Source organism: Streptomyces poriticola (assembly GCF_036689765.1).
Taxonomy (GTDB): domain Bacteria; phylum Actinomycetota; class Actinomycetes; order Streptomycetales; family Streptomycetaceae; genus Streptomyces; species Streptomyces poriticola.
Genome location: NZ_JBAGKH010000027.1, coordinates 43,672 through 56,515 on the forward strand (window position 1 = coordinate 43,672; position 12,844 = coordinate 56,515).

At 76.0% G+C, this 12,844-nt stretch carries 11 protein-coding genes; 3 read left to right on the top strand and 8 right to left on the bottom strand.

What is annotated here, in order from left to right; genetic code table 11:
- Positions 1-23 precede the first annotated feature (23 nt).
- The gene (locus V5O46_RS25540; RefSeq protein ID WP_332887046.1) at positions 24-527 is read left to right on the top strand and encodes an FxLYD domain-containing protein; all 504 of its coding nucleotides are present in this window, start codon (positions 24-26) and stop codon (positions 525-527) included.
- A 21-nt stretch (positions 528-548) separates the two neighbouring features.
- Here the strand turns inward: V5O46_RS25540 and V5O46_RS25545 are convergent, their stop codons facing one another.
- Complete coding sequence (locus V5O46_RS25545; RefSeq protein WP_332887047.1) at positions 549-1,511, bottom strand: nucleoside hydrolase; 963 nt, start codon at positions 1,509-1,511, stop codon at positions 549-551.
- Between the two features lie 182 nt (positions 1,512-1,693).
- On the opposite strand from V5O46_RS25545, the gene V5O46_RS25550 reads away from it, so the two are divergent.
- Positions 1,694-2,479: a hypothetical protein gene (locus V5O46_RS25550; RefSeq protein WP_332887048.1), complete on the top strand. Its 786-nt coding sequence runs from the start codon at positions 1,694-1,696 to the stop codon at positions 2,477-2,479.
- 125 nt (positions 2,480-2,604) lie between these two features.
- On the opposite strand, the gene V5O46_RS25555 is transcribed toward V5O46_RS25550, so the two are convergent.
- Both V5O46_RS25555 and V5O46_RS25560 read right to left on the bottom strand, forming a co-directional pair.
- Complete coding sequence (locus tag V5O46_RS25555; RefSeq protein ID WP_332887049.1) at positions 2,605-3,429, bottom strand: GAF and ANTAR domain-containing protein; 825 nt, start codon at positions 3,427-3,429, stop codon at positions 2,605-2,607.
- A 129-nt stretch (positions 3,430-3,558) separates the two neighbouring features.
- Positions 3,559-4,908 (bottom strand): helix-turn-helix transcriptional regulator, encoded by a 1,350-nt coding sequence (locus V5O46_RS25560; RefSeq protein WP_332887050.1) that lies wholly within the window; start codon positions 4,906-4,908, stop codon positions 3,559-3,561.
- Positions 4,909-5,013: 105 nt separating this feature from the next.
- Between V5O46_RS25560 and V5O46_RS25565 the strand changes: the two genes are divergently transcribed.
- Positions 5,014-5,238 (top strand): hypothetical protein, encoded by a 225-nt coding sequence (locus V5O46_RS25565; RefSeq protein WP_332887051.1) that lies wholly within the window; start codon positions 5,014-5,016, stop codon positions 5,236-5,238.
- A 96-nt stretch (positions 5,239-5,334) separates the two neighbouring features.
- Here the strand turns inward: V5O46_RS25565 and V5O46_RS25570 are convergent, their stop codons facing one another.
- From V5O46_RS25570 to V5O46_RS25590, 5 genes are all read right to left on the bottom strand, one after another.
- Positions 5,335-6,930 carry an extracellular solute-binding protein gene (locus tag V5O46_RS25570; protein WP_332887052.1) on the bottom strand — a complete coding sequence of 532 codons (1,596 nt, stop codon included), beginning with the start codon at positions 6,928-6,930 and terminating at the stop codon, positions 5,335-5,337.
- Positions 6,930-9,791, bottom strand: a complete 2,862-nt coding sequence (locus tag V5O46_RS25575) for a vWA domain-containing protein (protein WP_332887053.1) — start codon at positions 9,789-9,791, stop codon at positions 6,930-6,932. Before V5O46_RS25575 ends, V5O46_RS25570 begins: the two co-directional genes overlap by 1 nt.
- 4 nt (positions 9,792-9,795) lie before the next feature.
- A complete protein-coding gene (locus V5O46_RS25580; protein WP_332887054.1) occupies positions 9,796-10,161 on the bottom strand; it encodes a hypothetical protein in 366 nt (121 codons plus the stop codon).
- Positions 10,162-10,284: 123 nt separating this feature from the next.
- Positions 10,285-11,388, bottom strand: coding sequence for a hypothetical protein (locus V5O46_RS25585; RefSeq protein ID WP_332887055.1), 1,104 nt, complete (start codon positions 11,386-11,388; stop codon positions 10,285-10,287).
- A gap of 176 nt (positions 11,389-11,564) precedes the next feature.
- A complete protein-coding gene (locus V5O46_RS25590) occupies positions 11,565-12,668 on the bottom strand; it encodes a PP2C family protein-serine/threonine phosphatase (RefSeq protein ID WP_408649055.1) in 1,104 nt (367 codons plus the stop codon).
- Between the last annotated feature and the right edge of the window lie 176 nt (positions 12,669-12,844).

A 12,844-nucleotide genomic window follows, 5' to 3' on the forward strand; every position in this document is an offset into this window, starting at 1 on the left:
CGGCCCCGAACCTTGGAGGCGACATGGCCGCTCACCGTGCGCGCCGGGCGGCAGGTGCCGTTCTCGTCCTGGTCCTGACGACCGCTGTGGCCGGCTGTGGCGACGACGAGGAGAGCGAGCCGCCGCCCTCGGCCGCCGAGAGCGCGGCCAGCCGGGCCGCCTCGGCCGCGGCATCGCTGGCGTCCGAGGGCGCCGACGTGGTGGCCTCGGCGACGGCGGAGGCCAGCCGGTGGCTGGAGGAGATCACCGAGGGTGTCGACGTGCGGCAGGACATCACGCTCGGCGACCCGGAACGGGACGGCGACGGGCGCACCACCGTCGAGGTCACCGCCCGCAACACCAGCGACTCGGCCAGGTCCTTCGCCGTGCAGGTCGACTTCACCGACCAGGACGGCAATCTGCTCGACACGGCCGTCGTGACCGTCGACGACGTCGCCGCCGGCGAATCCGCCCGCGCCACCGCCCGCAGCAACCTCGACCTGGCGGGCGAAGTACGCGCGGAGGTCGCACGGGCGGTGCGGTACTGAACTCCCGCCGTCAGGCCGCCGTCAGCGTTCCACTGCCGCCAGATAGAGCTTCACGTAGCGCGTCACGTCGACGTCGAGGGCGACGTCCACCAGGGCCTGTTCCCGGGTGCCCCCGTGGAGCTCGGACTCGCCGGGGCGGGCCCGGCGGTCGACGATCGTCTGCCCGCGGGCCGGTCCGGGCGCCAGCGACACCTCCACCGGCAGCCGGTGGGTGGTCAGGCCCCCGGGGTCGGCGACCGCGCAGACCGCGCCCGCGTCACCGAGGCCGCCGCCCGGGTCGCTCTCGTCCGTGGCCGGGCCGCGGTGCGCGAGCAGCTCGCCGGCCAGGCGGGTACCCGGCTCGCCGCTCTCCCGCAGCCGGCGCACGTCCGGTCCCGGGACGATCACCCGCTGGAACACGTCCAGGCCGTACATCGTGATCGGCACCCCCGCGGTGAGCAGGATCGCCGCGGCCTCCGGGTCGTGCCAGACGTTGAACTCGGCGACCGGGTTGGCGTTGCCGGTGGCCACCGCGCCGCCCATGAAGACGATCCGCTCGATGTTGCGCACCACGTCCGGGTGGGACCGCAGCAGCAGGGCGATGTTCGTCAGCGGTGCGGTCGGGATCAGGGTGACCGGGCGCGGGGAGGCGAGAATCTCCCGGCGCAGCAGCGTCACCGCGTCCACATCGGCCGGCCGCCGGGCCGGGGCGGGCAGGCCCAGGTCGCCCATGCCGTCGTGGCCGTGCACGTGCCGGGCGGTGCGCACCGACTCGATCAGCGGGCGCTCGGCACCCCGGGCGACCGGCACTTCGGGGGCGCCGGCCTGCTCCAGCACGGTCAGGGTGTTGCGGACGACGCCGTCCACGTCGGTGTTCCCGGCGACACAGGTGACCGCGCGCAGGTCGAGCGCCGGGTGGCGGACCGCGAGCAGCAGGGCGAGGGCGTCGTCGATACCGGTGTCGCAGTCGATGATCACCGGGGTGGGCGGGGCGGCGGTCGGCACGGTGCGGATCCTCCTTCCAGGGCCCGCTGAGGGCCGCTGCCGGTGACCCTACGCGGATTCACCCGGCCCGGGCGGCGCTGCCGACCCGCTCACCCGGACGGACTTCCTCGCTGGTCGGGCGGCGGGAGCGGTGGTGGCGTGGAGGCGTGAGTGTCCCGGCCGCCTCCAGGAGGCACCCCCTGATGAACCGCTCCACGGGCGTCCGTCCCCGCCCCGTCTCCGTGCTCGCCGCGGCCGGTCTGCTCACGGCGCTGACCGCCTGCTCCGGCCTCCCGGGGACGACCGGGCCGACCGGGCCCGCGGCGACGCCGACCTCGCAGTCCCCGGCCGCCCTGCCGACGCCCAGCGCGGCGGCCACGCTGACCGCCGCGCAGGCCCGGTCCGCGCTGATCACCGAGGCCGACCTGGGGGCACCCTGGGAGCCCACCCGAGGCGCCGCGACCTGGCGGGACGGGCGGCTGAAGGCCGTCGCCGAGGATCCCGACTGCCGTCGGCTGCTGGATGTCCTCTACACCGAGGACGTCTTCGGCAACGACCGGGCGCCCCGCGCCGCGGTGGGGCTGGACGACACCGGCGAGGCCAGCCAGCTGCACTACCGGATCACCGCCCACCGTGCGGCCGACGTGGACCGCACCCTGGCCTGGCTGCGCGAGCTGCCGGAGCGGTGCGGGAGCTTCCCGGCGCGGACCGCCGCCGGCGACGCCCAGGAGGTCCGGGTCACCGGTCTGCCCCTGCCGGAGGCCGGAGACGCCCGCCAGGGGCTGCGGGTGACGCTGAGCGCCCCGGCGACCGGGCGGGAGGACACCGTGCTCACCGTGGTCCTCGCCGCCGTACGCGTGGGCGACGACGCGATCAGCCTCACCCACGGTGGCCTCGGCGAGATCTCCGACGAGACCGCCCGGACATCGGTGGAGACCGGCGCCCGGCGCCTGGCCGAGGTGCACCGACAGGGAAGGGTGCAGGTGTGAACGACAGGCGCCGGGTGAGGGCCGACCGCCACCCCGCGCGCCGGCACGGACGCGGGAACTGCCCGACCAGCCACGACGACGCCCCAACCAGCCGACCACACCCCACGAGCACCACAACAGACCACTCAGCGATCCCGGTCGAACCGCTCCCGGTGGGTGACCACATCCCGCGCCACCTCGTACGCCGTGCGTCCGCAGGCGAAGGCACGGGCGCGCAGCCGGGCCAGGGCCTCGTCCGCGTCGACGCCGAGCTGGGCCATGAGCATGCCTACGGCCTGGTGGGTGGTGTCGTAGGCACTGCCGAGCCCGGACGGCCGGCGGCGCTGGAGGACTCCGGCCTCGTACTCCCCGAGATCCCCGAGATCCCCGAGATCCTCGTGCTCCTCCTGCTCCCCGTACGCGTCCTCGCGCGGCAGGGCGGTCAGGGCCGTCATGACGACCGCGGCGACCAGCCGCGCGGTGCTCAACTCGGCGCCGGTGAGCACCCCCGGCGTCTCGCGGTACAGGTCGAGGGTGCCGAAGCACGCCGTGGCGTTGCCGAGCGGCAGCGCGTACACCGCCCGGATCCCGACGCCCGTCGCCTCCTGGGCGAAGACGGGCCAGCGGTCGGCGCCGGCCGCCAGATCGCCGGCCAGGACGGCGACGCCGGTCGCGCCGGCCTGCTCACCGGGGCCCTCACCCAGCGTCGCCTGGAGCTCCGCCAGCCACGCGGCCCGCTCCCCGCTGGCGCACAGCCGCACGGGCAGGCCCTCACCGCGCAGCGACACGCTCGCGCCGGTCACGGGTAGCAGCCGCACCACGGTCCCGCACAGCCGGCCGGGCACCTCGGCGGGCCGGACCCCCCGCACTTCATCGGCGATCACGTCGGCGGCGCTGACGGACCGCGGCGCCCGGTCGCCGCCCGGTGCGCCGGTCCCGCCGGGGCATCCGTCGCTGGGCCGCACGCCCATCGCCTCCTTCGCTCGAGGCGTCTGCAACGTCGCCGGCCCGGAGGTCGGTCTGGAGATCGGTCCGGATATCGGTCCGGAGACGGGCCCCGACTACCCCGCGCCGTCCGCGCGAAACGAAGGCGCGCCGTGCTACAGCGGCGGCTGGGCCGGGGCCGGGCCGAGGGTGGTGGTGCCGGGGGCGGTGCGGTGGCCGAGGCCGGTCCGGTAGGCGTCCATGGCCGCCTCCACCCGGCCGGTGCGGCGCAGCAGATCACCCAGCAGCCGGCACAGGTCGGCGAGGTCGCCGGCCGCGCCCGCCCGTTCCAGCAGACTCAGCGCACGGACGTAGTGCTCCTCGGCGGCGTCGGTGTCCTGCGCGTCCTCCGCGATGATGCCGAGCAGCCGGTGCGCGGCGGCCGCGTGCACGGCGCCCCGCTCGGGGGAGAGGTCGTCCAGCACCTCGTGCAGCAGCGCGGCGGCCTCCCGCGAGCTGCCGCGCCGGTGCAGGACGTCGGCGAGTTCGACGGCGGCCTGGCTGCGGTAGAGGGCGGCACGGCTGGCCGACAGCATGGCGAGCGCCTCGCGCAGCTCGCCCTCGGCACGCTCCAGCTCGCCGTTCTGGGCATGGACGTAGCCGCGCATCCAGTGGCAGTTGGCCAGCTCGGTACGGAGCTGGAGCGAGCGGTAGAGCTCGGCCGCCTTGGCCAGCGAGGCGTCCGCCTCGGTGAGCCGCCCCTCGGCGAGCAGGGTGCGGGCGACCGAGCGGTGCATACGGGCCACCAGCGCCGGGTCGGCGACGCCGGGGGCCAGCGCGAGGGCGAGCTCGGCGGCCTGCGCGGCCCGGGCGTGAGCGCCCATGTCCATGTACGGGCCGATGGCGCTGGCGTACAGCAGCAGCAGCGCGTCGGGGTCGTGCAGGCCCCCGCGGTTCAGCTCGTCGAGGGTGGATTCCAGCAGGTAGACGGCGTACCGGAGTTCACCGGCGAGATAGTGGGCGACGGCCCGGCCGCGCAGGGCGGGGACCCGGGCCGGCAGCGGGGCGTCGGACCGGGCGAGACAGGCCTCCGACCGCTCGAAGTACCGCCGCCCCTCCTCCAGTTCGCCGCTCTCCAGCGCGCACTCCCCGAGCCCGAGCAGCGCCTCGGCGCGCAGATCGGCGAGATCGTGCGTCTCGGCCTCGGCGAGCAGCGCGCCGTACTGCTCCGCGGCCTGCCCGGCGCCGCCGGTAGCGAGGGTGCGCCGCGCCTCGGTGAGCCTGAGGCGCAGATCGGTGGCGAGGCGGGCGGGGCGCCCGGTGAGCAGTTCCTCGTACGCCACCCCGAGCCGCCCGGCGATGTGCCGCAGCGCCTCCTCCGACGGGCGCACCCGGCCCGCCTCCAGGGTGGAGACATAGGCGGGGGTGTAGGCGGGCTCCGCGAGCTGCCGCTGGGTCAGCCCGCGGTCGACCCGCAGCCGCTGCACTCTGCGTCCGATCGCCACCGGATCGTCACGTTCCCGCACGGTCGACTCCCCTGCCGCTCTTGCCGTTCGCTGGCCGCGCCCCTAGGTTAAACGGCGCATTAAACGTGCTTAACACATCGCTGTTGTCGCTGTTGCGAGGTCGCCGTGCTGGAACGGACACGCACCGCGGAGCGCTACGCCAGAGCGTGCGCCGCCGCCGTCGCCGCCGTGGCCGCCCTGATGCTGGCCGCGAACGCGGGCCCGGCCCGCGCTACGCCGGCCCCACCGGCCCAGCACACCGCCGGGCCCGCAGAGCCCGACGGTGACCTCGGCGGCAGTATCTCCCGCGGCTCCGGCCCCTGCTCCGGAAGCGGAGCCGGCTCCGGCTGACGGCCGACGGCGGCGCGCTGACGGCCGCGGTTGACGGCAGGCGCCCGAACCCTGGACTGAGGGCCGGGGGCTGAGGGCCGGCGGTTGACGGCCGGGTCAGTCCGGCAGGGCCTTGCGCAGGGCCGCGTCCAGGTCCCGGGCCAGTGTCGCGTCGTCGGGCGGCTGGTCCGCGAAGAGCGCGCCGAGCACGGTGGTGAACGTCTGGGTGAACGCCCCGTACAGCGGGGTGCGCGGCCGGTGGACCGCCTCCTTGAGGGCGGACAGCAGGACCGGGCGGGCGTACGCCGGGCGGCCCGCCGCGTCCCGGGGCATGCGGTCGGGGCGCTCACCGGTCGGCGCGGCCAGCGGCGACGGCCCGGGCACCGGGCAGGTCAGACCGTCGTCGGTGTACGCCGAGGCGCGCGTCGCCGCGAAGCCGGCGTCCAGCAGACAGCGTTCGCTCTGCCGGCCGGTGAGGTACCCGATCAGTTCGACCGCCTTCGCGCTCCGCCGGGAGTCCGCGGTGACCGCCAGGTTCTGGCCGCCGAGCACCGCCCGTCCGGGCAGCGCGGTCACACCGAGCTGCCCGGCGCCGAACGACTGGTACAGCGTGCGGTACACGTACGGCCAGTGCCGCAGGAACGTGGTGCGTCCGTCGGCGAAGTCCCCGAGGGAGGCCGCCTCGTCGGAGCCGACGGCGTCGCCGAGGGTGTACGACACCTCCGTGCGGCGGCGCAGCTCGGCGATGCCCCGGGCCAGCTCCTCGACGCCGGCGGCGTAGCGGCCCCGCTCGTCGGTGAGCGTGAAGTCGTCCGCGGTCGACGCGAACGCCTCCACTGCGTTGACCGTGCGGCCCTCGTAGGCAGCGAGCTGCGTGGTCCAGCCCCTCTCGCGGCCGGAGGGTCCCGGGGTGTGGTCGTCGACGGTGTTGATCAGGTCGCGCAGCTGCCCCCAGTCGAGGGCGGCCGTCAGGTCCGGGCGCTGCACACCGGCCTGACGCAGGTGGTCGCGCCGGTAGTAGAGCAGGCCGACGTCGCTGTTGAACGGCACCGCGTACACCGCGTCCTCCCACCATGCCGTGCTGGCCACCGAGTCGATGACGTCGTCGTCCTCGACCAGTTCCGGGGGCAGCGGCCGGACCAGGCCGGCGGCGGCGAACTCCGGCACCCAGGTCACGTCCAGGTTGACCACGTCGTAGGCGGAGCTGCCGGACTGCAGCGCGCCGAGCAGCTGGCTGCGCTGCTCGTCGGCGCTGCCCGGGAGTTCGACCAGGCGGGCCCGGTAGCCGGTGCCCTCCTGCTCGCGGTTCCAGGCGTCGATGAGCCGCTGGCGGATGCCGTTCTTGCCGGTGACGTCCCGCCCGCTGGCGACCACGATGTCCCCGGGGACATCACCGGCGGTCCCGGCCGGGGCGGCCCCCTCCCCGCCGCCCGCCGGTCCGCCGCCCGCCTGCCCGCCCGTGCAGGCGACCAACAGGCTCAGCACCAGCCCGAGGACCAGCAGCAGAAGCCCCGGACGCCGCCGGCCCGCCGGTGGCACCGCGCCCCGGCGCAGTGCCGTCCACGGCCCCACCGGCGGCCACAGGCGGGACACCGGGCCCAGCCGCAGCCCGCGCAGGCGGCGCGGGCCCCGGAGCAGCCGCGGAACCCGGCGGTGGCGGGGTGTCGAGTGGATCCTCGGGTCCGGGCGGTGGTGCGGTGCGGGCGCCGGCATCAGTCCTCCCCCGTTCCGGTGCGGGCCACCTCGTCGTGGAGTGCGGCGCCGAGGTCGTCGTCGGCGTCCAGACAGCGGCCCCCGCTCGCCGCCGAGATCCGGGCGTCCGGGCGGCCCGCGTCGCAGCCGCCGCCGGTCAGCGACACCATCGTCACCGGCACCCGGGCCGCGCGGGCCCGGTCGAGCACCGTGTCGAGGCCCGCGCCGTCGAGCCGTCCCGCATCCTCGTCGTCGGTGACGAACACGATCAGGTCGGGGCGCGTGTCGTCGGCGCCGCGCCCCTCCATGTCGTCGAGCGCGGCGAGCAGCGCGTCCCGCGGATCGGCCTCCGCGTCCCGGACCCGGGCGTGGTCCGCGATGATCCGCTCGGCGTCGGCCCGGCTGTGCCGGCCGAATTCGAGCAGCGGGGCGTGGGTGCGCTCCCCCGTGCCGTACACCGACCACACCCCGTACTCGTCCTCCTCGCCCAGCCCGCCCAGTGACTGTCTCAGCAGCCCGGGACCACCGCTCGGCCCCTCCCACAGGTCGCCCATCGAGCCGGAGCTGTCCAGCAGGAACAGCACCCGGCCGGGCCCGTGGGCGCCCCGGTAGCCGGTGAGCGCCGCCTCCATCGCATCCCGTCCGGCCGGCTCGGTGAGCGGCGACGGAGCCTGCAGCACCCCGTCGGCGACGTTCTCGGTGTCCAGCAGGGCCCGGCTGTCGGTCGCCGCGCGGAAGCCGTCCCGGGCGAACGCCGCCCGGCCGCCCGCACCGGCCAGCCACTCACGGAAGTCCTCGGCGGCCCGGTCCCGTTCGGCGGCGTCGCGGTCGGCGCCCGCCCAGCGGACCCGGACGAAGACGGGTTCCAGGCCGGGTACGTCGCCGGGGTACTGGGCGAGCCGCGGGGCACGCCGGGCGCTGTCGCAGCCGACGCCGCTCTTCATCAGGAACTCCGGTACCAGCGCGGCGGTGCGGTTGTCGACGGCGTCGTCGTCGGGCAGCGTGCACAGCAGGTCTGCTGCGGTCGGGGAGGGCGGCCCGCTCTGGTCGAGACGGCGCTCGGCACCGGCGTGGTCGACGGTCCCGGCGCCGGAGCCGGAGCCGGCCTCCTCGGCGTCCGCTCCGCTCGCGTACAGCCCGACCGTGGCGAGCAGGCCGGTGACCGTGAACTCCGGGTCCGGCCGCCGCACTTCCGCGTCCGCGTGCCGGGCCCGCAACGTGTCCAGCATCCGGTCGAGGGAGGGGCCGACCCGGTCGTCCAGGGCCTCGGCGGCCAGGTTCTGCGGTACGGCGAGCACCACCGGCGAGTAGGCCAGCGGCCCGTCGGCGGGTTCCAGCACGGCGACGGCATCGGTGTCCTGACCGGCGGCTACCCGGGCGACGTCGGCGCGGGAGCCCGGGATCCAGACGTCGGGCTGCGGGCCGACGTCGCGCTGCGGGTTGGTGTCGTCGTCGGGCGGCTCCTGCCAGGCGCCGGTCTGCCGGCGCAGGGCGGTGACCGCGTCGGCGGTGCCCGCGCTGTAGACGGTGACACCGCTGCGGCGGCAGTCGTCGCGGGTGTTCTCCTCGGAGGTGAGGTAGGCGTCGGCGGCGGCGCGCACGGTCGGCTCCAGATCGGGGTCGGTGAGCACGCGCAGCTCCAGCGGCGGGGCGCAGGCGGAATCGCCGTCGACCAGGGCGATGAAGACGCCGTACGCGCCGATGGCGAGGGCGATCAGTACGGCGGCGCCGATCAGCAGCAGGCCGGCCGGCGACGGCGGGCGGCGGGCGGAGCGCCCGGCGGCCCGACGCCGGGGGCCCACCACGGCGCGGGCGCGGCGAGAACAGACTGCCAAGGCCCCGGCAGGCGCCGCGAGAAACCTGCGCAGCGCGGCGGCCCGGAGGGAGCGGCGCGGGGGTGGGTCCGGATCGGCGGGCGTCGGACCCGGAAGCGTCGGCCCCGGAGGCGTCAGACCCGGGGATGTCGGACCCGAAGGCGTTGCACCCGGAAGCGTCGGTTCGACGAAGTCGGCCGGGGACGGCACCGTGGGCCGTCCCCCGCCGACTGGATCGGGCCCACCGGACGCACCACCCCCGGTCGTGCCTGCACCCCCCGTCCCGCCGACGCCCTCTCCGGCCCCTCCGGCCCCTCCGGCCCGCACCGCGAGCAGCACGTCCTCCCCCGGCTCGGCGCGGCTCTGCGGCTCCCACGGCGCGTCGCGCAGGGTCCGGAGCCCGTCCGCGGTCATCCGCTCCCGCAGCCCGTCGGCGAGGTCCCGGAACGTCACCCGCGGCGCACCGTCGCCGCGCCCCTCCAGCAGCCGGCCCAGTTCCGCGGTGAACGGCGTCGGTGTGTGCGCATCACCGGCATCGATGCGGTGGTTGGCCTGGACGCTCATCAGCAGCAGCACATGCCGCTTGTCGCGGAACAGCTCCCAGAGCCAGGCCGCGTTGCCCGCGAAGCAGCAGTCGAGGACGACGACGATGCGCTCGGCGCGGCTGGCGGCCAGCACCGTCAGCACCGTGGTGAACGGCTCGCCGCCGGGGAAGACCGCATGCCCGCCCGCCACCACGCTGGCGTTGCGCAGCTGCAGGAACAGCTCGTCGCCCGCGCTGGGAATCGCCCCGTGCCCGGCGAAGTACAGCAGCAGGACGCCCTGTGCCTCCTCGGCGGCGGTGCGCAGCTCCCGGCCGAAGGCGACCTGGTCCGGCGACCGGGACACGGTGATCTCCCGCTCATCGAACACCCGGCCGCGGCGCAGTGCCTCCTGAAGCAGATTCAGATTGTGCCTGACCGCCGGGAGATCCCCGGGAACTCCGTGCGGGGGCCGGGTGAGGTCGTACTCGGACACCCCGACGAGCAGCGCACGGTTCGGCTTGCCACGCGCGTCGAAGACGGCCACGGGTCTACCTGTCGTCGGGGTCCACCGGATCGACACGGCCCGTGGGCGGCTCACCGTCCTCCACCCCCCGGCGGTTGGCCCGCCAGGCCTGCACGGCGCTTCTGACCGTCTGCACCAGCTCGTGCAGCAGTACGCCCGTGGCGCCCTGGACCACTGCCACCACGATCTCCATGCCGACACCCATCGGCGCCCCGGGCGCCGGATCGGAGGCGGGCCGTTCGTGGATGTGCAGTCTGCCCGCGCGGACCAGCTCGTCGAGCGGCTGCTCCCGCTCCAGCCACTTCCGCAGAGCCCCGATGTCACTCTCGGTGGCAGTGCTGTCCAGTCGCACCCGGACACCCCGCACGGCCACTCCGTCCCCCTCAGCCATAACTCACCATCATGGCAGTGCTGTCGGACGGAGGGGAGGGTTCCTGCGCCGATTGCGCACGGGGCACACACGGGGCATGCACGGGGCCCGCACGGCAGCGCGCCCGCCCTGCCGGGGACGCGGTCAGACCGGGGCCTGCTGCGCCCGGAGCCGCTCCAGTTCCCGCCGTACGTGGTCCAGCGCGCCCTCGCGCCGGCCGGGCACCCGGCCGCGCACCCGGGCGAGCAGGATCCCCAGTTCGCGGGCCCGGGACGGATCGCCGACGCGGCCCCACTGGTGGTGGGCCCGGTCCACGGCGGCCTCTACGGCGGGCGCGTCCGGGGCCTGGCCGGCGCCCAGCCGGGCCTCGGCCACCGTCAGCCAGGTGCGGCAGCTGCGCACCGGGTCCCCGGCGAACATCGCCAGGTCGGCCCGGACCTCCGTCCAGTGCAGCGCGTCCTCGGACGCCGGCCCGTGCATCCGCCCGGCGGCCTGCTCGTGCCGGGCGGCGAGCGCGTCGGCGTCGTCGTGCCGGCCGGCCTGGACGGCGGCGGCGATGGCGGCGTGCGGATCGCCGGGCACCGGTCCCGGCGCCGCCAACACCAGCTCCGTACCGGCGCCCGGGGCACCGGCCGCACCCGCACCGCCGCCGCTCTCGGCCCCGGCACGGGCCAGCGCCTGCTGGTGCAGCCGGTCCGTCGGCGGGCGGTGGCCGCTGCGCAGAATCGTCGCGACACCGCGCATGTACGTCGGGACCGCCACCGTGCGCCGCACGGGCGGCGGCGCGATGCGCCCGTAAACGGCGTTGTTGCGGCCCGAGTCGAACGGGTGCGCCCGCAGCCACTCCCAGGTCTCCCGGTCCGCGTGCAGATCCAGCAGCAGGGTCGTCGCACCCGCCGGGCGCAACCGCAGCTCCTCACGGATCCACTGCCAGGGCAGGGCGGTGTAGCGGACGGTCGCCGGGGTGGTGCGGGCCAGCGCCAGGTGCGGCAGGCGCTGGCGGCGGTCCAGGTGGAGCTGTCCGGTGACATACACGGTCAGCGGTCCGGGGGCGGCTGCGGCGGCCCGCAGCCGGGTGAGCACCGCCTGCGGTTCCAGGGGGTCGGCGAGTTCGACGACGTTGGCCGTGTCCGTGCCGGACAGCACGGGTGGCGGCACGGCGGCGAGTACGGGAAGCACGGAGGCGGCGTCCACGAGCCGGCCCCGGCCCACGGGCGAGGCCGCGAGCAGCAGCACGGTTCCGGGCATGTCCCCTCCCCCTGGCGACCCCTGTCGCTCCCGGTCGCTCCCCGTCGATCACGTACGGCAGCACCGTAACCGCTGCGGCTGCAAAGCGGTGCCCGTGCCGACGGACTCGCCCCTACGGAGGACACGCCACCGCCCGGTGTTCCACGCGGCCACCCACCCGCGTGGCGGTTCGGCGGTCAGCGTCGCAGGCGTCGGACCGCGAAGATCGTGGTGTCGTCGGTCAGCCGTGCCCGGCAGTGGCGCAGGGCGCCGTCGCGGACGAAGGCGACCAGCCGGTCCGGGCCGGTCAGACGCGGGTCGGCGGCGACGGCGCGGCCGAGTTCGTCGGCGTACGGGTAGAAGCGCCCGTCGCGGTCGCGGGCCTCGGTCACCCCGTCGGTGACCAGCAGCAGCGTCTCGTCGGGGGCGAGGTCCATCCGGCACACCGGGGGCAGGCCGGAGCCGAGGGCGGCGAAGCCCAGTGGGAGGCCGCCGGTGGGCGCAAGCCGCCGTAACCGGCCCGGTCCGGCCGCCAGCGGTGCCTCGTGGCCGAAGACGACGACGTCCACGCAGTCGGGCGCGTCCTCCGGGAACCCGAGGAGCACGGCGGTGGCGAACCGGTCGCCGTCGGAGCGGCCGAGGGCGGCGGTGTGCGAGCGGTGCCGCAGCATCCGCACCTCCAGCCGTTCGGCGACCGTCGCGAGCTCCGGCTCGTGGTAGCCGGCCTCGCGGAACGTGCCGAGCAGGGCCGCCGCCGCCTCGACCGCGCCCAGCCCCTTGCCCTGTACATCGCCGAGGAGGACGCGGGTGCCGTGCGGGCCCGGCTGGATGTCGTAGAAGTCGCCGCCGACCCGGGCCTCGGTGTCGGCGGAGAGGTAGACGGCAGCGTGGTCGAGCCCGCCCCAGCCGGACGGAAGCGGGCGCAGCACCACGCTGCGGGTGGTGTCGGCGATGTCCCGCATGTGCAGCATGCGGCGCTCGCCGCGCACCCGGACCACACAGGCCAGCGTGGCGAGCAGCCCGCCCACGGCGACGAGGACGAAGCCGGCCAGCCCGGTCTCGTCCCGGTGCCGCCAGACGGTGGTGGCGAGACTGTAGGTGACCAGCGAGAGGATCGCGAACAGGGACGTGGTCCGCACCCCGCAGGTGGCGGCGGCGATCCCGGGCACCAGCACGGTCCAGGCGATCATCCCGAACACCCCGGTGGTGGCGTCGATCAGCGCGATGGCGACCAGCACCAGCAGCGGCGGCAGCCAGGCGACGCTGTGTCCGCGCACGCTGAGCAGCCGTTCCCGGGGCATGAGGCTGTTTCCGCCGGGCGCGTGGACCATCCGGCCGAGCAGCCGCGGTTCCACGCTCGGCCGTACGCGGTCGCGACCCCTCACCACCAGCTCAGCGAACCACGAGCCCTCCGGACCCGCACCCTGACTTGCCGGTCGGCGCACGCCGGTGTGCGCTGGTAGGGGCAGGGGGCGAG

Coding starts and splice junctions, on each gene's coding strand:
- V5O46_RS25540 (WP_332887046.1), top strand. CDS start 24: ATGGCCGCTCACCGTGCGCGCCGGGCGGCAGGTGCCGTTCTCGTCCTG.
- V5O46_RS25580 (WP_332887054.1), bottom strand. CDS start 10,161: ATGGCTGAGGGGGACGGAGTGGCCGTGCGGGGTGTCCGGGTGCGACTG.
- V5O46_RS25550 (WP_332887048.1), top strand. CDS start 1,694: ATGAACCGCTCCACGGGCGTCCGTCCCCGCCCCGTCTCCGTGCTCGCC.
- V5O46_RS25590 (WP_408649055.1), bottom strand. CDS start 12,668: ATGCCCCGGGAACGGCTGCTCAGCGTGCGCGGACACAGCGTCGCCTGG.
- V5O46_RS25585 (WP_332887055.1), bottom strand. CDS start 11,388: ATGCCCGGAACCGTGCTGCTGCTCGCGGCCTCGCCCGTGGGCCGGGGC.
- V5O46_RS25570 (WP_332887052.1), bottom strand. CDS start 6,930: ATGCCGGCGCCCGCACCGCACCACCGCCCGGACCCGAGGATCCACTCG.
- V5O46_RS25555 (WP_332887049.1), bottom strand. CDS start 3,429: ATGGGCGTGCGGCCCAGCGACGGATGCCCCGGCGGGACCGGCGCACCG.